Origin of the sequence: Marinobacter denitrificans (assembly GCF_008795955.1) — a bacterium.
Lineage (GTDB): Bacteria > Pseudomonadota > Gammaproteobacteria > Pseudomonadales > Oleiphilaceae > Marinobacter > Marinobacter denitrificans.
The window spans coordinates 138,738-159,162 of record NZ_VMHN01000006.1 but is presented as its reverse complement, the minus strand read 5'-3'; the positions used below and the strand labels follow the sequence as shown (position 1 = coordinate 159,162).

19 protein-coding genes are annotated in these 20,425 nt (G+C 58.3%); 9 read left to right on the top strand and 10 right to left on the bottom strand.

The features are described 5' to 3' along the window. Positions 1–32: 32 nt before the first annotated feature. A complete protein-coding gene (rep, locus tag FO268_RS16570; protein WP_150994367.1) occupies positions 33–2,051 on the bottom strand; it encodes a DNA helicase Rep in 2,019 nt (672 codons plus the stop codon). A gap of 144 nt (positions 2,052–2,195) precedes the next feature. Between rep and FO268_RS16565 the strand changes: the two genes are divergently transcribed. The 4 genes from FO268_RS16565 (at position 2,196) to rmf (ending at position 8,284) form a co-directional block, all read left to right on the top strand. After that, positions 2,196–3,932 (top strand): GGDEF/EAL domain-containing response regulator, encoded by a 1,737-nt coding sequence (locus FO268_RS16565; RefSeq protein ID WP_150994366.1) that lies wholly within the window; start codon positions 2,196–2,198, stop codon positions 3,930–3,932. Positions 3,933–3,979: 47 nt separating this feature from the next. Further along, positions 3,980–6,322, top strand: a complete 2,343-nt coding sequence (locus FO268_RS16560; RefSeq protein WP_150994365.1) for a Tex family protein — start codon at positions 3,980–3,982, stop codon at positions 6,320–6,322. 68 nt (positions 6,323–6,390) lie between these two features. Next, positions 6,391–7,944 carry a glutamate--cysteine ligase gene (gene gshA, locus FO268_RS16555; protein ID WP_150994364.1) on the top strand — a complete coding sequence of 518 codons (1,554 nt, stop codon included), beginning with the start codon at positions 6,391–6,393 and terminating at the stop codon, positions 7,942–7,944. Positions 7,945–8,071: 127 nt separating this feature from the next. Further along, positions 8,072–8,284: a ribosome modulation factor gene (gene rmf, locus FO268_RS16550; protein WP_150994363.1), complete on the top strand. Its 213-nt coding sequence runs from the start codon at positions 8,072–8,074 to the stop codon at positions 8,282–8,284. Between the two features lie 22 nt (positions 8,285–8,306). On the opposite strand, the gene FO268_RS16545 is transcribed toward rmf, so the two are convergent. Then, positions 8,307–8,753, bottom strand: a complete 447-nt coding sequence (locus FO268_RS16545; protein WP_150994362.1) for a flagellar basal body-associated FliL family protein — start codon at positions 8,751–8,753, stop codon at positions 8,307–8,309. 162 nt (positions 8,754–8,915) lie between these two features. Between FO268_RS16545 and FO268_RS16540 the strand changes: the two genes are divergently transcribed. Further along, positions 8,916–9,422: a disulfide bond formation protein B gene (locus FO268_RS16540; protein ID WP_150994361.1), complete on the top strand. Its 507-nt coding sequence runs from the start codon at positions 8,916–8,918 to the stop codon at positions 9,420–9,422. A gap of 92 nt (positions 9,423–9,514) precedes the next feature. Beyond that, complete coding sequence (gene rsd, locus FO268_RS16535; protein ID WP_150994360.1) at positions 9,515–9,997, top strand: sigma D regulator; 483 nt, start codon at positions 9,515–9,517, stop codon at positions 9,995–9,997. A 64-nt stretch (positions 9,998–10,061) separates the two neighbouring features. On the opposite strand, the gene FO268_RS16530 is transcribed toward rsd, so the two are convergent. The 3 genes from FO268_RS16530 to FO268_RS16520 all read right to left on the bottom strand — a co-directional run bounded on the left by FO268_RS16530 (position 10,062) and on the right by FO268_RS16520 (position 11,794). Beyond that, positions 10,062–10,772, bottom strand: a complete 711-nt coding sequence (locus tag FO268_RS16530) for an FKBP-type peptidyl-prolyl cis-trans isomerase (RefSeq protein WP_150994359.1) — start codon at positions 10,770–10,772, stop codon at positions 10,062–10,064. A 111-nt stretch (positions 10,773–10,883) separates the two neighbouring features. Beyond that, positions 10,884–11,270: a DUF4124 domain-containing protein gene (locus FO268_RS16525; RefSeq protein ID WP_150994358.1), complete on the bottom strand. Its 387-nt coding sequence runs from the start codon at positions 11,268–11,270 to the stop codon at positions 10,884–10,886. After that, a complete protein-coding gene (locus FO268_RS16520; protein ID WP_150994357.1) occupies positions 11,267–11,794 on the bottom strand; it encodes a TIGR02444 family protein in 528 nt (175 codons plus the stop codon). Before FO268_RS16520 ends, FO268_RS16525 begins: the two co-directional genes overlap by 4 nt. Before the next feature lie 48 nt (positions 11,795–11,842). On the opposite strand from FO268_RS16520, the gene FO268_RS16515 reads away from it, so the two are divergent. Then, positions 11,843–13,798, top strand: a complete 1,956-nt coding sequence (locus FO268_RS16515) for an ATP-binding cassette domain-containing protein (RefSeq protein WP_150994356.1) — start codon at positions 11,843–11,845, stop codon at positions 13,796–13,798. On the opposite strand, the gene ppx is transcribed toward FO268_RS16515, so the two are convergent. Beyond that, positions 13,795–15,306: an exopolyphosphatase gene (gene ppx, locus FO268_RS16510; RefSeq protein WP_150994355.1), complete on the bottom strand. Its 1,512-nt coding sequence runs from the start codon at positions 15,304–15,306 to the stop codon at positions 13,795–13,797. The two genes, FO268_RS16515 and ppx, sit on opposite strands and share 4 nt — an antisense overlap. A gap of 370 nt (positions 15,307–15,676) precedes the next feature. Between ppx and trxA the strand changes: the two genes are divergently transcribed. Beyond that, the gene (gene trxA / locus FO268_RS16505) at positions 15,677–16,003 is read left to right on the top strand and encodes a thioredoxin TrxA (protein WP_007153552.1); all 327 of its coding nucleotides are present in this window, start codon (positions 15,677–15,679) and stop codon (positions 16,001–16,003) included. A 255-nt stretch (positions 16,004–16,258) separates the two neighbouring features. On the opposite strand, the gene FO268_RS16500 is transcribed toward trxA, so the two are convergent. From FO268_RS16500 to moaB, 4 genes are read right to left on the bottom strand one after another with little or no spacing between them, the layout of a single operon-like run. Then, positions 16,259–16,705, bottom strand: a complete 447-nt coding sequence (locus FO268_RS16500; protein ID WP_150994354.1) for a molybdenum cofactor biosynthesis protein MoaE — start codon at positions 16,703–16,705, stop codon at positions 16,259–16,261. A gap of 1 nt (position 16,706) precedes the next feature. Continuing rightward, entirely contained in the window at positions 16,707–16,970 is a 264-nt protein-coding gene (moaD, locus tag FO268_RS16495) for a molybdopterin converting factor subunit 1 (protein WP_150994353.1), read from the bottom strand. A gap of 2 nt (positions 16,971–16,972) precedes the next feature. Further along, complete coding sequence (locus FO268_RS16490; RefSeq protein WP_150994352.1) at positions 16,973–18,187, bottom strand: molybdopterin molybdotransferase MoeA; 1,215 nt, start codon at positions 18,185–18,187, stop codon at positions 16,973–16,975. 3 nt (positions 18,188–18,190) lie between these two features. Beyond that, the gene (gene moaB / locus FO268_RS16485; protein WP_150994351.1) at positions 18,191–18,763 is read right to left on the bottom strand and encodes a molybdenum cofactor biosynthesis protein B; all 573 of its coding nucleotides are present in this window, start codon (positions 18,761–18,763) and stop codon (positions 18,191–18,193) included. Positions 18,764–19,112: 349 nt separating this feature from the next. Here moaB and rho point away from each other — a divergent pair, with 349 nt between their 5' ends. Then, entirely contained in the window at positions 19,113–20,375 is a 1,263-nt protein-coding gene (gene rho / locus FO268_RS16480) for a transcription termination factor Rho (protein ID WP_150994350.1), read from the top strand. Positions 20,376–20,425: the final 50 nt, after the last annotated feature.

The following is a 20,425-nucleotide window of genomic DNA, read 5'->3' as shown; positions in this document are numbered from 1 at the left end:
GAGAGATGCAGTGGCAGGGTATTAAATTCTGTTCATAGTCCAAGGTCGCCAAGAAGTGCGCTCAGCGTGGCCTTGCCCTTCTTCTGGTTGGCTTCCACGTCGAGATCCCCGGTGCCTTCCCAGCGCAGGTCGTCTTCCGGCAGTTCATCCAGAAACCGGCTGGGAATGGTCTCCAGTTTTTCGCCGTATTGCTTGCGCTGGGCGGCGTAGGTAAGGGTCAGGGTTTCCCGGGCCCGGGTGATGCCCACGTACATCAGCCGCCGTTCTTCCTCGATATTGCCTTCCTCAATGCTGGAACGGTGAGGGAGGATTTCTTCTTCCAATCCCATGATAAAAACATGGGGGAACTCAAGGCCTTTGGAGGCGTGTAATGTCAGCAACTGGACCTTGTCGCTGTCATCTTCTTCTTCCTGCTGTTCCATCATGTCCCTGAGGATCAGTCGGCTGATGGCATCCTCGATGCCGATCTCGTCAGCCGTGCCCTTGCCATCATCCAGCATGCGCTGAATGGACTCCACCAGGTACCAGATGTTCTCCATTCGCCGTTCCGCCTGTTTCGGCGAGCCGGAATGCAGGTGCAGCCATTCTTCGTACTCAATGTCGGTAAACAGCTGCTTGATGACCGGAATCGGGTCTTCGCTGTGCAGGCGCTCGCAGGTGTTGTCTACCCAGTGAGCAAATCGGCGCAGGCGGTCCAGCCCCTTTTCCGTAACATGGGTTTCAGCACCCATATCGCCCAGGGCGCGGAAGAGGCTGACATCGCGGGAGCGGGCGTAATGGCTGAGCTGCTCCAGGGTGCGGGGGCCGATCTCCCTGCGGGGCACGTTTACCACCCGCAGGAATGCGGCGTTATCATCCGGGTTCACCAGCAGGCGCAGGTAGGACATGGCGTCCTTGATCTCGTTCTTGGAGAAAAACGACTGCCCCCCCGAGATCCGGTAGGGAATCTGGTAGGCCTGCAGCTTCATTTCCAGCAGGCGTGCCTGGTGATTGCCCCGGTAAAGCACGGCAAAATCCCGGAAGGCCAGGCCTTTCTTCAGCTTCTGGTCGAGGATTTCCATGGCAACCCGGTCGGCTTCCGCATCTTCGTTACGGCACCGGACGATGCGTAATTCATCGCCAATGGTGTGGTCACTCCAGAGGGCCTTCTCGAACACGTGGGGGTTGTTGGCGATCACCGTGTTGGCGCAACGCAGAATGCGTGCGGTAGAGCGGTAGTTCTGTTCGAGCTTGACGATCTTCAGGCTGGGAAAATCTTCCTTCAGTTGTTCCAGGTTCTCCGGCCGGGCTCCGCGCCAGGCGTAGATAGACTGGTCGTCATCACCTACCACGGTGAAGGCGGCGCGCTCTGCCACCAACTGTTTCACCAGTTCATACTGGCACATGTTGGTATCCTGGTATTCATCCACCAGCATGTAGCGGATCTTCCTGCGCCATTTCTGCAGGACTTCCGGGTTGTCGCGGAACAGTTGCACCGGTAGCAGGATCAGGTCGTCGAAATCAACCGCGTTGTAGGCTTTCAGGTATTCGTTGTAATACCGGTAGATGATCGCAATGCGTTGCTCCCGCTCGTCCGCCGCCCGGCTCCAGGCATCCTGAGGGCTGCGCATGGCGTTCTTCCAGGAGGAGATGGTCATCTGCACGTCCGACAGTTCGTCACCAGCGTCTGCGCTGGCTTCCCGCATCATCAGGTCCTGCAGCAGGGCCTTGGCGTCTTCCGCGTCGAAGATGGAAAAGCCGGGGTGGTAGCCCAGGTGCTCATGCTCTTCACGGATCATGTTCAGCCCCAGGTTATGGAAGGTGGACACAATCAACCCCCTAGTCAGCTTGCGATCCACCAGCCGCCCGACCCGCTCTTTCATCTCCCTGGCCGCCTTGTTGGTAAAGGTGACTGCGGCAATATGTCGCCCGGGGATGCCCAGGTGCTCGATCAGATAGGCCACCTTGCGGGTGATTACGCTGGTCTTGCCACTGCCGGCGCCGGCCAATACCAGCATGGGGCCATCCGCATATCGAACGGCTTCACTCTGTCGGGGGTTGAGCATGTTCACAAATATGGGCGCCAAATGGGGATTTTATGGGTGAAGTCGGCAAGCGGTTATTCTACACCAGGCGGACATGCTGTACCTTGACGATCTATCAGCTATTCTTGAGGGATCGTAGATGTATGCTCTTCAGGAACGGGACGCTTGTTGATGACCCTGGCAGTAAAATCCTTTAATTCCGGCCATGTGCGCCTGTTGGTACTGACACCTGAGTACTCGGATTTTTTATGGCTGAGTGCCTTGCTGGCCGACGACAGGGAACTGGAGCCGGATCTCACCTGGTGTCCGGACCTGATCGACTGCGATGACCTGATTCACAATACCCACTTTGATGTCATCCTCTGGGACTGCGTTTTTCATGGTGGTTCGGAAGATGCTTTTCTGCAATACCTCTCTGCGTCCAGTAATGAAAAGCCAATACTGGCGATGAGCGCGGAAGCACCCACAGAGCGTGCGCCGGGGCTGTTGGCCAACGGTGCCTCGGATTACCTGTGTCGCCAGTGGATTGACCGCTGGAGCCTCTGCAGGGCGGTCCGGTGCCTCTGGTACCGGGAGCAGTTGTCCGAGTATGCCCATGGTCAGCTGGGCAGAGAAGTTGCCAGCGGATTTATCAATCGCGATCTGTTTTTCGACCGTTTACAGCAGGCCCTGTTACGGGCAGAGCGGGCCACTCAGCGTCTGGCCCTGCTGCACATCAACCTGGACGACTTTCGCAGTTTCAATGAATCTTTCGGTTACCAGAAAAGTGACCAGATCATGCTCAAGCTGGCGGAACGTCTGCGCCTGAACCTGCGGCGCATGGATTCGTTGATGCGTATCGGTGGCGATGAGTTCGCTATTATTGTTGAGAAAGTGGAAGACTCACTGGATATCACCCAGATTATCCGCAAGATTGTGAACGCGATCGGCGAGCCGCTGAACATCGATGGCCAGAATGTAGTGATCAGTGCCAGCCTGGGCGTTGCCACCTATCCCGAGGCCGGCGAAAGCCCGGAGAACCTGATGCGCAGGGCCAACCGCGCCATGTTCGAGGCCAAACGGGATCCCGGTACCAGCTACCGTTTCTACGATCGCCAGCTGCACATAACCGCAGGGTACCAGTTACGCCTGGAGGCGGATCTCCGCAACGCCCTGCGGGGCAACGAGCTGGAGGTGTATTACCAGCCGCGGATTGATCTGGCTTCAGAGGAAGTTCGCGGGGTGGAATGCCTGTTGCGATGGAATCACCCGGAGCGGGGCCTGGTGGGGCCGGATGAATTCATTCCGGTGGCCGAGCGTAGCGGGTTGATTGTGCCCATCGGCTATTGGGTCATCGAGCAGGCCTGCAAGCGCCTGCAGGAATCTTCCGAGCTGGGTCACCCCGGGCTGGTATTTGCGGTCAACCTCTCGTTCCGTCAGTTCCATGACCGCAAGATGACAGAAACCATTTTCCGCATCATCTTCAATGCGAATGTCGATACCAGCCTGCTGGAGCTGGAGCTTACTGAAAGTGCCATGATGCATGATCCCGAGTACGCCCAGCGATGTCTTCGGGAACTCAACCAGTTGGGTATCAGTTTTGCCCTGGATGATTTCGGTACGGGTTTCTCCTCCCTGAGTAATCTCCAGCACCTGCCTATCTCCCTGGTCAAGATTGACAAGTCGTTCGTCCAGGACCTGGGGCACTCGGCGGATGCTGAACACATCATCCGCGCCATTATCAGTCTGGCTCACAGCCTGCAGATCAGCGTGGTGGCGGAGGGTGTGGAAACCGAAGGGCAACTGGAATTCCTGCGCCAGCAACACTGTGACGAAATCCAGGGCTATTATTACGCCCGCCCCATGCCCTGGAATGATCTTGTTCAATTTCTGGACAACCGGACCCGCTCTGCTTGCCTGCAGCAGTAAGCCGCTGTACCTTTGCGCTTTGACTCGTAAGCATCAGATGAGGTTGCATGAACAGTATCATCAGGCGCATTGCTGACGAACTCGGTGTTCGTGAACAGCAGGTTAATGCCACCGTGGAAATGCTGGACGGGGGGGCTACCGTTCCCTTTATTGCCCGCTACCGAAAGGAAGTCACCGGTTCCCTGGACGACAGCCAGCTACGTAACCTGGAAGAGCGCCTGCGCTACCTTCGGGAACTGGACGACCGCCGCGCCACTATCCTCAACAGTATCGAGGAGCAGGGCAAGCTCACCGATGAGCTGCGGGCCAGTATTGACGCAGCGGACACCAAGAACCGCCTGGAAGACCTCTACCTGCCGTACAAACCCAAGCGCCGCACCAAGGCCCAGATCGCCCGCGAGGCAGGGCTGGAGCCGTTGGCCGATGCGCTTTATGACGACCCGACGCTGGATCCGGAACAGACAGCGCAAAGCTACCTCAATGCCGACGCCGGCATTGCCGATACCAAGGCCGCCCTTGATGGTGCCCGTTATATCCTGATGGAGCGGTTTTCCGAGGATGCGGAACTGCTGGGTGAGCTGCGTGATTTCATCTGGCAGCAGGGACAGCTCAAGGTCACCGTGGTAGCCGGAAAAGAAACTGAAGGCGCCAAGTTCCGTGACTATTTCGACCATGTCGAGCCCCTGAAAAAAGTACCGTCCCACCGCGCCCTGGCCATTCTTCGGGGGCGCAATGAGGGCGTGCTGACCTATTCCATTGTGGTGGGTGATGCCGAAGATGACCGCCGCCAGCCACACCCGGCGGAGCAGCGCATTGCCGCTCGCTGGCGCATTCGCGACAACGGCCGTGCTGGGGATCGTTGGTTGTCGGAAGTGGTACGCTGGACCTGGCGGGTAAAGCTGTCCACCCAGATAGAAACTGACCTGATGGCCCAGGTGCGGGAAGCCGCCGAAACCGAAGCCATCAACGTGTTCGCCGCCAACCTGAAGGACCTGCTGTTGCTGGCACCGGCTGGCCCCCGCCCGACGTTGGGGCTGGACCCCGGACTGCGTACCGGAGTGAAGGTGGCCATCATCGACGGAACCGGCCAGGTGGTGGGTCACGGTGGAATCTTTCCTCATGCGCCGCGTAACCAGTGGGACCAGTCCATTGAGCAACTGGCCAAGTGGTGTCGGGAGTACAGCATTGAGCTCATTGCCATCGGCAACGGTACGGCATCCCGTGAGACGGACAAGCTGGTGGCCGACCTATGCAAGCGTTATCCGGAGCTCAAACTGGCGCGGATCGTCGTCAGTGAGTCCGGTGCCTCCATCTATTCCGCCTCCGAGTTCGCTTCCCGCGAGTTGCCGGACCTGGATGTAACCATTCGGGGTGCGGTGTCCATTGCCCGTCGCCTGCAGGACCCGTTGGCGGAAATGGTCAAGATCGAACCCAAATCCATCGGCGTGGGCCAGTACCAGCACGATGTATCCCAGGTGCAACTGGCCCGTAGCCTGGACGCGGTGGTGGAAGATTGTGTTAACGGTGTGGGCGTGGACCTCAATACCGCCTCGATTCCGCTGCTGGCAAGAGTGTCTGGCCTGAATCAGAGCATCGCCCAGAACATCGTCGACTTCCGTAACCAGAATGGCGTATTCCGTGACCGCAAGCAGTTGCTTAAAGTATCCCGGCTGGGAGACCGCACCTTCGAACAGGCGGCTGGTTTCCTGCGCATTGCCAGCGGCGACAACCCGCTGGACCGTTCTTCGGTTCACCCGGAAGCCTATGGAGTGGTCGAGGCCATTGCCCGCAAGAACAACCGCAAGGTTGAAGCGATTATCGGCGACGCTGCCTTCCTGCGGACACTGAACCCGCAGGATTACGTGACCGAGCAGTTCGGCCTGCCCACCATAAAGGATATTATTACGGAACTGGAAAAGCCCGGCCGGGATCCACGCCCTGAATTCCGTTTTGCCAGCTTCGAGGAAGGGGTTGAAACCCTCAATGACCTTAAACCGGGCATGGTACTGGAAGGGTCGGTCACCAACGTGACCAACTTCGGGGCGTTCGTGGATATCGGTGTTCATCAGGACGGACTGGTGCATATTTCGGCCCTGTCCAATACCTTTGTGAAAGACCCGCGGGAAGTGGTCAAGGCCGGGGATATCGTCAAGGTCAAGGTGATGGACGTAGATATCCCGAGAAAGCGGATTGCGCTTTCCATGCGTATGGATGACCAGCCTGGTGAAACGTCCGATAATCGTGCCGGCAGCGGCGGTAATCGGCGGGGGGGCAGTGGCAAGCCGTCCGCCAGGAATGATCGCCAGACGGGGGCGGAAAGCCCGCAAAAAGGGGCCATGGCCGGAGCGCTGGCACAGGCGCTGGCATCCGCTCGTAAAGACGGCCGTTAACCCGCGCCGTTACACACTATACTACAGGCTGCCGGTGATCCCGGCGGCCATCCTAGCAGGAGTCATTCATGGGTGAATCCCGCCATCAGCTTTTTCAACAGTTCACTGCCAGCCAGTGGACCGGATTCAGAAAGGGCGTGGAAAAAGAGGGCCTGCGGGTCGATCGCAACGGCTTTATTGCCCAGACGCCGCACCCCCGCTCCCTGGGCTCCGCACTGACCCACCCCCGCATCACCACGGATTACTCCGAAGCTTTGCTGGAGCTGATTACCCCGGTGTTCGACACCACCCGTGGCATGCTTGACTCCCTGCGGGATATTCACCGGTTCGTACAGCATAACCTGGATGATGAAGTGTTCTGGGCTGCCAGCATGCCCTGTGAGCTGGACGGCGACGAGAGCATTCCCATTGCCGAATACGGCACAGCCAACATCGGACACCTGAAACACGTCTACCGTCAGGGGCTGGCGGTTCGCTATGGCCGGATGATGCAGAGCATTGCCGGTGCCCATTACAACCTTTCACTGCCTGACAGCTTCTGGGACCTGTGGCAGCAGGCAGTGGGTAATCAGCAAAGTCTTCAGGATTTCAAGTCGGACCAGTACTTCTGGCTGATCCGCAATTTCCGCCGCCGCAGTTGGCTGCTGATGCTGCTGTTCGGCGCCTCTCCTGCACTGGATGCCAGTTTTGTGGCGGGGGTGCATCATGACCTGACCAGGTTCAGCGAGGACACCTGGTGCGGCCGCAATGCTACCTCCCTGCGTATGGGTGACCTGGGATATCACAATAACGCCCAGGCCTCGTTGAATATCTGTTTCAACGAACTGAAAACCTACACGGACACCCTGTTCCGGGCGATTCATACCCCGTGGCCGCCATACGAGAAGATCGGTATCCAGCGTAATGGCGAGTTCATACAGATCAACACCAGCGTGCTGCAGATCGAGAACGAGTACTACAGCGCCGTGCGCCCAAAGCGCACCACTGAGCGTGAAGAAAAGCCGATTCAGGCCCTGGACTCCCGCGGTGTCGAATACATCGAAGTGCGGTGTCTGGACCTTGACCCCTTCTCCCCGGTCGGCGTCAACGAAAGCCAGATCGATTTTCTGGATCTGTTCCTTCTGGACTGCCTGCTGTCTGATAGCCCGCGCATCGACGATGATGAGTGTGACCGCCTGGACGACAACTACCAGGATGTGGTGTCTCGCGGCAGAGACCCGAAGCTGACGCTGTGTCGGGCGGGTGAGCCGGTGGCCGTGGGTGATGCTGCCTCGGCCCTGCTGGATCGCCTGGAGCCGCTGGCGGAGCAACTGGATAACTGGAACGGCGACGAAACTTATCGGCGCGCTCTGGGTGATCAGAGGGTCAAGCTGGAGGAGCCGCTGCAGGTTCCTTCGGCGAAGGTGCTGGACGACATGGAACGTTCCGGCATGGGGCACCGCGAGTGGGGACTGGAGATGGCCAGGCAGCACCAGCAGACTCTCCGAAATGAAGGTCTGCCCGCGGAAGTGATGGCGGCCTTCGAGAAAATGACCAGGGACTCGCTGTCGGAGCAGGCTGCCATGGAGCAGAGCGATAACCAGCCCTTCGGTGAGTTCCTGGAGCAGTACCTGCGCTCCTGAGGTGGCAGTTCCGGACCTGTCGCACAGAAATGTAACAAAAGTTTGTCAGCCCCTGCTGTCGCTGTTAATTTCTGTAAACACGAAGGCACCGTTTGATGGTGGCTGAACAGGTAAACGGAGAACCGACATGGCCAGAGACATCAAGCTGGGATGGGATGTTGAATCCCTGAACAAGGCGTACCGCCAGGGCTACATGGCGGCTTCCATGGGAATGGAGCGAAGCCGCTGCCCCTATCGCGGTGACGTGGTCATCGCTGCGTGGGAAGCAGGCTGGGAAGATGCCGAACAGGTCGCCAGGGAGGCGCAGCCCGTGGACGATCTGTTCTCATGCATCGCCTGACCCGGGCCGGCATTCCTGATCGCTATTTCTGCACAACAAACTCGGTAAATAACACGCCGGTGATGCTTTCGCCGGTCTGTTGCTCTTCCAGCACGGCATTAATTCGACTCGTCGCCTCTTCCCGCAGTGCCTGTTGCCCCTCGTTGCCCGACAACCGGTCGGCATCTGTCTGCTCCCCGAACAGCATCACCAACTCGTGGCGAAGCCTGGGCATGTGGGCTTCTACCGCAGGGCGCGTGGTCTCCCTGGATGCCCGTATGGTGACGGCCGCCTTGAGGTAGGTCAGCTTGGTACCTGGTTCCCCCACGTGAGTGACGAACGGAGGGTCCATTTCGATGTAGTCGGTTATGCCTGGCTCTTCCTCCTGCTGCTCCTGCGCGGCTTCTTCGTCTTCCTCGGCAAAGCTGGCGGAGGCTAAAGGCAAGGTGATCAGCAGAGCCAGCAAAAGGTGCTTTGGCTTAAGTGTCATAGGCTTGAAGTTCGTATTGGTTTAAGGTTAAGTGGCTGGGCGCCTGCAGGCACCACCGATGCTGGGAGAATAGCAGGGTCGATGCAGGGTTGCAGCATCTGGTGGTTCCGTCGCGGTGGCGGGGCGAACTGTCTGACATGAATGTAGATCAGAGGTATACATTTGAACTCCAGAGCGGTTTTTTTCCTGATATTCCTGCTTTGTGCCGGCCTCCTTGGCGTGGCCTTTTACATGGAGCACTTCATGGGGCTGGAGCCTTGCCCGCTATGCTGGCTGCAGCGATTTGGCTTTATGGCGGCAGGCATGGTCAGCCTGTTGGCAGCGCTGCACGGACCAACGGGGTTTGGAGTCAGAGTTTATGGTTTTCTGCTGGTGGTAAGTGCCGGAGCCGGTCTTGGCGTGGCAGGGCGTCAGCTCTGGTTACAGAGCCTGCCTGCTGACCAGGTGCCGGCATGCGGCCCGTCGGTGGATTACATGCTGGACGTGTTGCCCTGGGTGGAGGTACTGACCACCGCTCTCAGGGGTACCGGAGATTGTGCCGAAGTGACCTGGCGCTTTCTGGGGCTCAGTATCCCCGGATGGACAGCCATCTTTTTCGCCCTGGTGGTGATCATTGGTCTGATAATGCTGTTCCTGCCGCGAAAAAAGTCTGGCTGGATCCAGGGCTGAAACGGTTGCGACGGACCGTCGGCATGGGGTAACTTGAGACTCGTCACGAGAAGAAGAGTCAAACCAGAACCCGGTAACCGGAGATAGGCCTCATGTTGGATAATTGCCGTAATGCCAGGGAGCGTTGGGGTGGTGTCAGCGAACTGATTGACCGTTGGCTGAAAGAAAGACAGGAACTGCTGGTGCACTATTGCGACTTGTCCGGAACCACGGATTACTCGCAGACAGAAGCACTGCATGGGAAGTTCGTACGGCTTTGCGAGGTGCTGGTAGATTACGTATCGGCAGGGCACTTCGAGATATACGATCAGTTGGTACAGGAAGCCAGGGAGTTCAATGATGGCGGCCTGGAGCTGGCGGCAAGACTGTATCCGAAAATCGAGCAGACGACGGAAACGGCACTGAACTTCAATGATCGACTTAACGGCCAGTCACTGACGGAAGGTGAAGTCCGCGAATTGTTCGAGCAGCTTTCCGAACTGGGGGAAACCCTGGAAAGTCGTTTCGAGATGGAAGATTACCTGATTGAGCACCTGCATAACGCTCACGCAGAGAAGGTCATGTCATCGGCGTGAATGGCCCGCCGGTGGCTTCCCCCGGCCTCAATGTCTGAAGCGGGGGAAGCGCGGGGTAAGGTGATTATTCCGGGTTGATTTCCATCAGTTCCACGTCAAACACCAGTGTCTCGTTGGGCCCGATTCTCTGGTTTCCGCCCGGCCCGTAAGCCAGATCTGCCGGAATGTACAGCTTGGCCCTGCTGCCTTCAGACATCAGCTGCAGGCCTTCAGTCCAGCCCGGGATAACCTGATTCAGGCCGAAAGTAACCGGCTCGCCGCGCTCGCGGGAGCTATCGAACACCTCCCCTGAAATCAATTCGCCGGTATAGTGAACCCGTACACGATCTTCTGCGCTCGGCTTCTCTCCATCGCCTTCTTCCAGTATTTCGTACTGGAGGCCTGATTCCGTGGTTTCAACACCGTCACGCTCTGCGTTTTCGGCCAGGAATTCTTCTCCGGCTTCCCGGTTCTTCTGGGCCAGCTCTTCGGTCTGGGCTGACTCCTGCTCCTGCAGTTGGGTCTGGTAGGCCATCAGGGCCTCCTGGATTTCTTCCCGGCTCATGCGAGTCTGCTCTTCATCGCCGGCGTGGCCGTGTTGAATACCCTGCAGGAACTGGTCCATCTGCAGATCTGGCAGATCGTTGCCCATCCGCTCACCCATCACCAGGCCCATGCCATAGCTGACCTTTTCGTCGGTGGATTCCAGGGCGGGATCTTCCGGGGCCGCATCCTGTGGGGAAGAGCAGCCGACCAGGGCGCCGGCAACGGCCAGTGCGATCAGGGTTTTGTTCATTGCCTGTTCCTTCATTATGGTTACTGTTGAATGATTACGAACGCCCAAAAGGTAACGGGTTCTGTCGCCAGATGCCACTGAACATGTGTTAAGGGAGGAGTAACGGCAGCCTTAGCTGCCGTTGTTGGCTGTGTTGGGAGTCATGGAAAACGGCGCCTGGTAGGGGGACTGCCAGTCGGTTTCCGGATCAGAAGCAGGGGGGCGCTGGGTTTTATTGTCGGTCCGCTCTATGGCGAGGGCATTCCAGGGCCCCTGGGCTGGTGGTTTGTCGGCGTAGTGCCAGCTTCCGTCACTGTCCTGCCACTTGAAGACAATATCCGGCCCCTCAGTGGGTACAGGAGAGGGGACCAGCCCTTCAAACGAGGGAATGTCCGTACGCGCTTCTGTTTCAGCGGGCTTGGGTGATGTTTCGGCCGGGTCATTCAGGCCAAAGAACATCAACGCCATAAGTACGCCGAGTGCAGGAAACGCCAGCCGGATCAGCCATTTCATCATCATGGCCTGTTTTCTCCCGTTGCGAGTGTCGACAGTTCTCTGGCGAGTGTGTCCAGCAGTCTGCCGGTCCCGTTGTTCATTTTCGTCTCCGGTGCTGCAGCCAGAAGGTTATTCCGGGCCAGGCTCGCCGTGGTTTCCTCACTGGAACCTGTATGTGTTTGTGAAACCAGGGCCTTATAAGCCAGTGCCAGCTCAACCCGCTCTGCTTCAAGTTCGCTGCGGGCTATGAATTCCCTCACCTTAACAGTGTGAGGGTTCGTTTTCGTTATGTATTTTCTCGCCGTCCTGAGTGGTACGGTCACCTGAGTTCGCCACTCGGTTACCGTAGGGCACTCCTGGCCGGAAAAGCTACGACCGGAAGATGCAAGCCAGACCGCACAAAGAATCCGGGTAACGCTCCAACCCCTGCTCTGGAGTTCCAGGCACGACTCTTGCGCGCGGGGCGACTCCCAGAATCGGCAGGCAAATTGCCACAACGGGTTTTCCGGATCAGCATCCTCAGGTATCTTTCTCCCGCTACACGACATGGAGCACCTGACGGTTCCTTATTAAACGTTCCCTGATACCATTACGCTATGTTAACGATAACCGATCTCAGTTTACAACGGGGTGGCATCTGGTTGCTAGAAGCCGTCAACCTGACCGTTCAGCCTGGCCAGAGGGTGGCGATAGTCGGTGCCAATGGCGCCGGAAAATCCAGTTTGTTCCAGTTATTGCTGGGGCAGTTGTCGCCGGAGCAGGGCAGTGTGTCGTTACCCGGTGGCTGCCGGATAGCGCATATGGCCCAGGAAGTCGCTGCTTCGTCCCGCAGTGCCAGGGATTTCGTGCTGGACGGTGATCACGACCTGCGGCGAATGGAAGCAGAGCTGGCGGCGGCGGAAGAACGCGGGGATGACCACACCGTTGCCCGCATTCATGGCGAGCTGGATGTTCATGAGGCCTGGTCTGCGTCGCGCCGGGCGGAAGCTTTGCTGCGTGGGCTCGGGTTTTCCGATACCGACGCCGAGCGGCCGGTATCGGCCTTTTCCGGCGGCTGGCGGATACGCCTTAACCTGGCCCAGGCCCTGATGCGCCCGTCAGACCTGCTGCTATTGGATGAACCGACCAACCACCTTGATCTGGATGCTTGTCTGTGGCTGGAAAACTGGCTGCGGCGTTACGAGGGCACGCTACTGTTCATCTCCCACGACCGGGACTTTATGGACCGTGTAGCGACACACCTTGTGCATTTTGATCAGCGCCGGCTGGAGCTGTATACGGGTAATTACTCAGCGTTTGAAACCCAGCGCAGCGAACGCCTCGCTCAACAGCAGGCCGGTTATGAGCGTCAGCAGGCCAAAATTGCCGAGATCCAGCGCTTCATTGACCGTTTCCGGGCTCAGGCCACGAAAGCCCGTCAGGCCCAGAGCCGCGTCAAGGCGCTGGAGCGGATGGAAAGAATTGCACCTGCCCATGTGGACTCGCCATTCAGTTTCGAGTTCCCGGTGGCTGACAAGGTGTCCAATCCGTTGCTGTCCATTCGCAACGGCGCAGCCGGGTATGGCGAAACGGTCATCCTGGATGGGATCAACCTCTCCCTGCTGCCCGGCAGTCGAGTTGGGCTGCTAGGGCCTAACGGCGCTGGTAAATCCACCCTGATGGATGCCCTGCGCGGTGAGAGTACACTGCTTCGGGGCGAGCGAACCACCGGAGAGCATCTTGCCATTGGTTATTTTGCTCAGCACCAGCTTGAATCCCTGGATCTGGATGCCAGCCCGTTCCTGCATCTGCAGCGGCTCTCTCCACGCGCATCGGAACAGAGCATCCGCAACTTCCTGGGCGGCTTCGACTTCCACGGCGATGGCGCCCTCAGTGCCATTCGTTCATTTTCCGGCGGAGAAAAGGCCCGGGTGGCTCTGGCGGTTATTGCCTGGCAAAAACCCAACCTGCTGTTGCTGGACGAGCCCACCAACCACCTGGATCTGGAAATGCGCCAGGCCCTGACCATGGCGCTGCAGAACTTTAACGGAGCGATTGTCGTGGTCTCCCACGATCGTCACCTGTTGCGTAACACGGTCGATGATTTCTGGCTGGTGAATGATGGGCGGGTAACCGAATACGATGGCGATCTGGAAGATTACGAGCGTTGGCTGGCAGACCGTCGCAAGGATGAAACAGAGGCCCCCAGGCGCGAGAGCCGCAGCAATACTGCCGGTTCAGCAGCTACTGCAGAAAGTGCCGCCGGTGACGGCGAAAACGCGGAAGATCGCAAGGCCCGCAAGCGGGCAGAAGCGGCTATTCGGCAGAAGCTCAGCCCCTATCGCAAGCAACAGACCGCGCTTGAAAAGGAGATGGACAGCTTGCAGTCCACCCTGATGACACTGGAGCAGAATCTTTCGGACCCTGATCTCTATGCTGACCAGGGCAAACAGAAGCTGAAAGAACTGCTGAGTCAGCAAGCTGTCGCCAAGAGTCGTCTTGCCGACGTGGAGGCCGAGTGGCTCGACATCAGTGAAACGGTGGAGACCCTGGAAGCAGAGCTCTCGTTCTAGCTGCTTACAGTCAGGGTAAAATCCTGTTTGGCAAGGTAGTCCCTTTCGTTCTCGAGGTCCGCAAGGGTGAGGGGGCGCTCATCCAGCCAGCCGGAGGGGAATTCTACGGCCAGGGCATTGGTTGAGGGGTGCAGGCGCAGCTCCGGGGGCTGCTCATGGTTACGGGGATGTTGCAACAGAACAGCCAGCCGAACTATTACGCACAGATAGCGCAGACGGGGGATATCTTCCGGGTCCAGTCCCTCGAATATGGCGGATGAGAACTTGCGCCGATGGCCACGAACCAGGGTTGCCAGGTCGCGCTGGAATTGCTGGCTGAAGCCGGGCAGATCGGAATAGCGAAGCAGGTAGGCGCCATGCTTGTGGTACTGGCTGTGGGAAATGGTCAGGCCGATTTCATGCAGCCGGCAGGCCCAACGCAGAACTTCCTCGTCTGCGGGAGTGTTGAGCGCCCATGTATCGGCTACCTGCCGCCAGGCTGCAAGGGCAGTTTCCTCCACCGCATAGCCGTGTTCCTGGTCTACATGGTAGCGCTCCTGCAGGGCCTGTATGGTCCGCTCCCGCACGTCCTCATGCTGAATCCGGCCAGCGATATCGTAAAGCAGGCCTTCGCGCAGGGCACCATCGGCGAAGGTCAGCTCCTTTATCTGGAGTGACTGGAAAGCCCCCATCAGAATGGCGAACCCTGCCGGGAAAATGCTCTGGCGGTCGGTTCGTACTCCCAGGTCGCCCAGCTTCTCCACCTTGCCCATATCCACCAGACGTTTTCGGAGCTCGGTCATGGCCTCGAGGGTAATCGTGCCGTCGGTAATCTTGAGACTGGCCAACACACTGGCAATGGCCTTGATGGAACCGGACGACCCCACCGCGCTTTGCCAGCCCTTGTTGCGGAAATGCTGGCGGATATTGAGCAGCTCCTGCTCGGCGTGGGTGACGGCTTTGTCCATCTGCTTGCGGGTAACCTTGCCGTCCGGGAAATAACGGTTGCGGAACGATACACAACCCATGTGCAGGCTCTCCATATCCTGGGGCTCAAACCGCTCACCGATGATGAACTCGGTGCTGCCGCCGCCGATATCAATCACCAGCCGCCGACCACTGTCGTCCGATAAGGTGTGGGAGACCCCCAGATAGATCAGGCGGGCTTCTTCCCGACCGGCAATGATCTCCACCGGATATCCCAGTACTTCCTCCGCCCGTACCATGAACTCCTGGGTGTTGCGTGCCACGCGCAGGGCATTGGTGCCGACAACCTGAACGGCTTCCGGCGGCATGCCCTGCAGCCGCTGGGCGAAGCGGCTCAGGCAGGCCAGGGCTCGCTGCTGGGCATCCTCGGTAAGCCGGTTGTAGCTGTCCAGGCCGGCCCCGAGCTGGACCTTCTCGCCCATTTTCTCAAGCGTGCGGATCTCACCGTGAACCAGGCGGGCCACCACCATGTGGAAACTGTTGGAGCCCATATCAATTGCTGCGAGCAGTTCTGGCGGGGTGGCGGAAGAGTTGGCCGTCACGTGTATTGAATTCCTTCTGCCAGGCCCTAAATAGAGGGAAGGGAACTTGGTAAACCGAAGGCGGGAAGCCTCGGCAACGGTTGAGTAATGACCAGTACAAATGTGATAGCTGGGTGCAAACCGCTAAATCTGGAGATTACTATAAGCGATATGCCGTGTAACGCAATGGTGCACTGTCGGTCAGTGTAATCCGAAGTGTCCGTACAGAAGGAAGCGCTTCACATACGCCTGACCAATCGCGTAAAGTATTGCGTACCATGATCACGGTGAACGGTTACCAATACCCAGTGGTGGTAACTGTCAGCAACAGTCAATAGCATCCCCCCGAGCGGCTCGCGCCGCTGGAGGATGCACGAATCGGGAAACTGAAATGAGCGGAAATATTGTAAACGTTACAGATGCCTCCTTTGAGCAGGACGTACTGCAGTCAGACGTACCGGTACTGGTAGACTACTGGGCAGAATGGTGCGGCCCTTGCAAGATGATTGCTCCGGTACTGGAAGAAATGGCTGAAGAGTACGAAGGCAAGCTGAAAGTCTGCAAACTGAACATCGACGAAAACGAGCAGACACCGCCCAAGTTCAATATCCGTGGTATCCCCACACTGATGCTGTTCAAAAACGGCAACGTGGACGCCACCAAAGTGGGCGCCCTGTCCAAGTCACAACTGGCCGCCTTCCTGGACAGCAATCTCTGATAGCTGCTTCTGGCCTAAACCGCCCCTGAGCAAAGGTTCACGGGCGGTTTTTTATTGCCAGAAACCAGCCCGCCCGCAGCACTTGGAAGACTCTTTCAGGAGAGCAAGTAATCAGGCGAGTAATGTCGAGCCCTCCTTCCGAAAATGTGCGGAGCCATGGATGGCGGAGCCCAAGCGTACAGGGAAGTATTTACAGCGTTTTTCGGAAGGAGGGCTCGGCATTGCTGGCCGTCTTGCAAAAAAGATCCCCGAAGACTACTCCCAACTCTGAGACCGATCCAGATCAGCAGCCTTCTGCTCAACCCAGTGCTCACTGTCGCCCGTAATCTCCTTCTTCCAGAACGGCGCCGACGTCTTCAGAGCGTCCATGATGAACTCGCAGGCCGCAAACGCATCCCCGCGGTGGGCGCTGCACACCCCCACGAACACAATCTGCTCACCCAATGCCAGAGACCCCACCCGGTGAATAACCCGCGCCTCACGCACATCCCAGCGACCGGACGCCTCACGAACCAGCCCCTCGATAACCTGCTCAGTCATCCCCGGGTAATGCTCAAGAAACAGCCCCGTAACACCCTTCAGGTCGCCACTGTCCCGTACCAGCCCGGTAAAGGTCGCAATAGCCCCGGTACCAGAGCCGGAATCCCGGAGTGCGCGGTATTCTTCCGCAGGGTCGAAATCCTCTTGCTGGACACGAATCACATCAGCCTCCCGTCACCGGCGGGAAAAAGGCCACTTCATCGCCGGGCTGCAACACCGTGTCCGGTTTTGTCATCACCTGATTGACCGCAATCATGACTGGGTGCGCGCCAGCCAGCTGAGTCCAGCTTCCGCCCCTGGCCGCAAGGCTTTGCAACAGTTTGCCAGCGGTCAGATCGGATTCTGCCTCTACCGTAAGCGATGCGGTATCCAGCTCCTCCCGCAGGCGGGCAAAAAACTTCACAGTAATGGTATTGTCCGCGCTCATGGTTATTCCAGCAGCTCCGCAAACGAATAGTAGCTAATGGTGTCGCCCAGGCCGATGGTCTCGTTCTCAGGCACCACGGCCAGTCCGTCAGCCCAGCACGCCGAACTCAGCACGCCGGAACTCTGGTTAGGGTAGGCCATTATCACCGGGCCGTCATCGCCAATGCTCTTGCGGGCACGGACAAATTCCCGGCGGATAGAGGGCTTCTCAATCGAAAACCCGGAGGGTATCCGTTCGCCATGAATCGTAACACCCGCACGTCCCTGGCAGGCTCGAATAAATGGCATGCCCACTACCATAAAGGTGACCAGCACCGCCGCAGGATTGCCGGGCAGGCCCAGAACCGGGGTGCCGTCCATCGCGCCGAACGCCAGCGGCTTGCCGGGCTTGCTGGCCATGCGCCACAGCGACAGATCACCGGACTCCTCCAGTACGGCCCGTACATGATCTTCTTCGCCCACCGACACGCCGCCGGTGGTGATGATCAGGTCGGACTCTGCAGCCGCTCTTTTGAGCGTGCTGCGGGTAGCGTCGCGGGTGTCAGCCAGGGTTTCGCACAGCGATACTTCGCAGCCAGCCTTCGCCAGTAGCCCCAGTAAAGTAAAGCGGTTGGAGTTATAGATCTGGCCGGACGCCAGAGGTTGTCCGGGCGCGACCAGTTCATCACCGGTGTTAAGGATGGCGACTTTCAGTTTTGCGTAGACAGCCACTTCGGCCACGCCCATGGACCCCAGCAGGCCCATCTCCTGGGGCCGAATCCTGGTGCCTCTCGCCAGCGCCAGCTCACCTCGGGCCAGGTCCTGGCCCTGGCGGCGGATATTCTGGCCTTCGCTTACCGTAGCATCGACGGTAATGCCATCATCGGCCACCGTAACCCGCTCCTGCATAACCACGGAGTCCGCGCCTGCGGGAATCTCCGAGCCGGTGAAAATTCGCACCGCGGTGCCGGGCTGAAGTGATCCGGGTGCCTGACCTGCAGCAACTCGCCCTGAAACCGGTAACACTGCTTCACCGGAAAGGTCCCCGGCGCGTACGGCGTACCCGTCTACCGCGCTGTTGTCAGCAGGCGGAACGTCCTCCGGCACCATGTAATCCTGGGCCAGAACCCGGTCCAGGCTGTCTGCCAGAGCCACGGTCTGCGTGTCTGCAACCGGGCGGGCCCGGGCGACGAGGTGTTCGATGGCATCGTCCACGGGGATCAGGTCAGAACTTTCCATGGCCTATCGCTCCGAGCGCTCGCCAATGACCTGGTTGATACGGTCGAAAGGCTTGTCTGGCTTGCCCAGGGTCAGGCCCGAGAAATTGCAGGGGCCGTGCCGGCTGTCCAGCTGGGTATTCAGAATGCCGTTCCAGCCGGTACGGCAGGCGCCCGTAGAACCGGGCAGACAGAAGATGACGGTATGATTGGCCAGCCCGCCAAAAGCACGGGACTGAATGGTGGACGTGCCTATCTCGCTGGCGGACAGGCGACGGAATTCCTCGCCAAACCCGTCGATGGTCTTGTCCAGCAGTGGTCCGACGGCTTCGGGCGTGCTGTCGCGCTCGTGAAAACCGGTACCGCCGGTGATGAGCGCCACATTGATCTCCGGGTCTGCAATCCAGGATGACATCAGGGCCCGCACCAGATAGACATCGTCTGGCAGGATGCGCCGGGCAACGAGCCGGTGACCCGCTTCAACGATGCTGTTTTCCAGGAACTGCCCCGAAGTGTCTTCTGCAGGACCACGGGTATCAGACACGGTTAGCAGTGCGATGTTCAGGGGTTTGAGCTCGCTAGTGGTATCACTGCTCATGGAGTTTCTCCGAAAAAAAGGAAGTCATTCTCACAGTATCCTTATCGGACGTAGTGAATGGAAGAGGAGTAACCCTTCAGGGGGAGGGTGTTTGGGGGCGGGAAAAGCGAAATCGGTTCAAAAGTGCGCAACATTACTTGACATTGGTACGCAAGGTGGCTGATGATCCTTCTTGCCCGGCGAACGGTTGTTCTTCCTGTCTCTGGCTTCAGTACCATTCCGGACTCCATCTACACCGGTTGCTCCATCTGGCCAGCACCAAGTTCAACGTATATCCGATCAATCCGTTCATGGGCACCCCTGTCATTCCAATGTTCGTTTACTTCCATTCCTGAAAATCCAATAAACTATGAATCTTACTGAACTCAAGCAGAATTCCATGCCCGAATTGCTCGATATTGCGCAAGAGATGGGCCTCGATAACCTGGCTCGTTCGCGCAAGCAGGATGTCATCTTCACCATCCTGAAGAAGCATGCCAAGAGCGGCGAAGACATTTACGGTGACGGCGTACTGGAAATTCTGCAGGACGGTTTCGGTTTCCTCCGTTCTGCTGACGCTTCGTATCTGGCAGGGCCTGACGACATCTATGTCTCCCCCAGTCAGATTCGCCGGTTCAACCTGCGTACAGGTGACACGGTTGCCGGCAAGATCCGCCCGCCGAAAGACGGTGAGCGCTATTTTGCCCTGTTGAAGGTCAGCGAGATCAACTTCGACAAACCGGATAACGCCCGGAACAAGATCCTGTTCGAAAACCTCACACCCCTGTTCCCTGACGAGCGTCTGATGCTCGAAGCAGGTAACGGTAGCACCGAGGATCTTTCCTCCCGCGTGCTGGATCTGGTGGCGCCTATCGGCAAGGGCCAGCGTGGCCTGATCGTTTCCCCGCCCAAGGCTGGTAAAACGTTGCTGATGCAGACCATTGCCCAGTCCATCACCCGTAACAATCCAGAATGCCATGTGATGGTACTGCTGATTGATGAGCGGCCTGAGGAAGTGACCGAGATGCAGCGCACCGTGCGCGGCGAAGTCATCGCCTCCACCTTCGACGAGCCCCCGGCCCGTCACGTTCAGGTGGCCGAGATGGTGATTGAAAAGGCCAAGCGTCTGGTTGAGCATAAGAAGGACGTGGTTATCCTGCTGGATTCCATCACTCGTCTGGCTCGTGCCTATAATACCGTGATTCCCTCTTCCGGCAAGGTATTGACCGGTGGTGTTGATGCTCACGCCCTGGAAAAGCCGAAGCGTTTCTTCGGTGCGGCCCGTAACGTGGAGGAGGGTGGAAGCCTGACCATCCTGGCGACGGCGCTGGTGAACACCGGTTCCAAGATGGACGAGGTGATTTACGAGGAGTTCAAGGGTACCGGCAACATGGAGATCCATCTGGATCGCAAGATTGCCGAGAAGCGGACCTATCCGGCCATCAATATCCGCAGCTCCGGCACCCGCCGTGAAGACCTGCTGATGAGCGAGGCGGATATCCAGCGTATCTGGATCCTGCGCAAGCTGCTGCATTCCATGGATGACGACACCGCTGCCATCGAGTTCCTCCTGGACAAGCTCAAGGAAACCAAGACCAACGCCGAGTTCTTTGACTCGATGAAGCGTCGGTAAGTTTGGTTATTTGGTTTCAGCCCTCTTTGCGCATTTGCTTTGGGGGCTGG

Coding starts and splice junctions, on each gene's coding strand:
- rsd (WP_150994360.1), top strand. CDS start 9,515: ATGTTGGATAATTGCCGTAATGCCAGGGAGCGTTGGGGTGGTGTCAGC.
- FO268_RS16560 (WP_150994365.1), top strand. CDS start 3,980: ATGAACAGTATCATCAGGCGCATTGCTGACGAACTCGGTGTTCGTGAA.
- FO268_RS16490 (WP_150994352.1), bottom strand. CDS start 18,187: ATGGAAAGTTCTGACCTGATCCCCGTGGACGATGCCATCGAACACCTC.
- FO268_RS16545 (WP_150994362.1), bottom strand. CDS start 8,753: ATGACACTTAAGCCAAAGCACCTTTTGCTGGCTCTGCTGATCACCTTG.
- gshA (WP_150994364.1), top strand. CDS start 6,391: ATGGGTGAATCCCGCCATCAGCTTTTTCAACAGTTCACTGCCAGCCAG.
- rmf (WP_150994363.1), top strand. CDS start 8,072: ATGGCCAGAGACATCAAGCTGGGATGGGATGTTGAATCCCTGAACAAG.
- rho (WP_150994350.1), top strand. CDS start 19,113: ATGAATCTTACTGAACTCAAGCAGAATTCCATGCCCGAATTGCTCGAT.
- moaB (WP_150994351.1), bottom strand. CDS start 18,763: ATGAGCAGTGATACCACTAGCGAGCTCAAACCCCTGAACATCGCACTG.
- FO268_RS16515 (WP_150994356.1), top strand. CDS start 11,843: ATGTTAACGATAACCGATCTCAGTTTACAACGGGGTGGCATCTGGTTG.
- FO268_RS16520 (WP_150994357.1), bottom strand. CDS start 11,794: ATGTCGTGTAGCGGGAGAAAGATACCTGAGGATGCTGATCCGGAAAAC.
- FO268_RS16565 (WP_150994366.1), top strand. CDS start 2,196: ATGACCCTGGCAGTAAAATCCTTTAATTCCGGCCATGTGCGCCTGTTG.
- moaD (WP_150994353.1), bottom strand. CDS start 16,970: ATGAGCGCGGACAATACCATTACTGTGAAGTTTTTTGCCCGCCTGCGG.
- FO268_RS16525 (WP_150994358.1), bottom strand. CDS start 11,270: ATGATGATGAAATGGCTGATCCGGCTGGCGTTTCCTGCACTCGGCGTA.
- FO268_RS16530 (WP_150994359.1), bottom strand. CDS start 10,772: ATGAACAAAACCCTGATCGCACTGGCCGTTGCCGGCGCCCTGGTCGGC.
- trxA (WP_007153552.1), top strand. CDS start 15,677: ATGAGCGGAAATATTGTAAACGTTACAGATGCCTCCTTTGAGCAGGAC.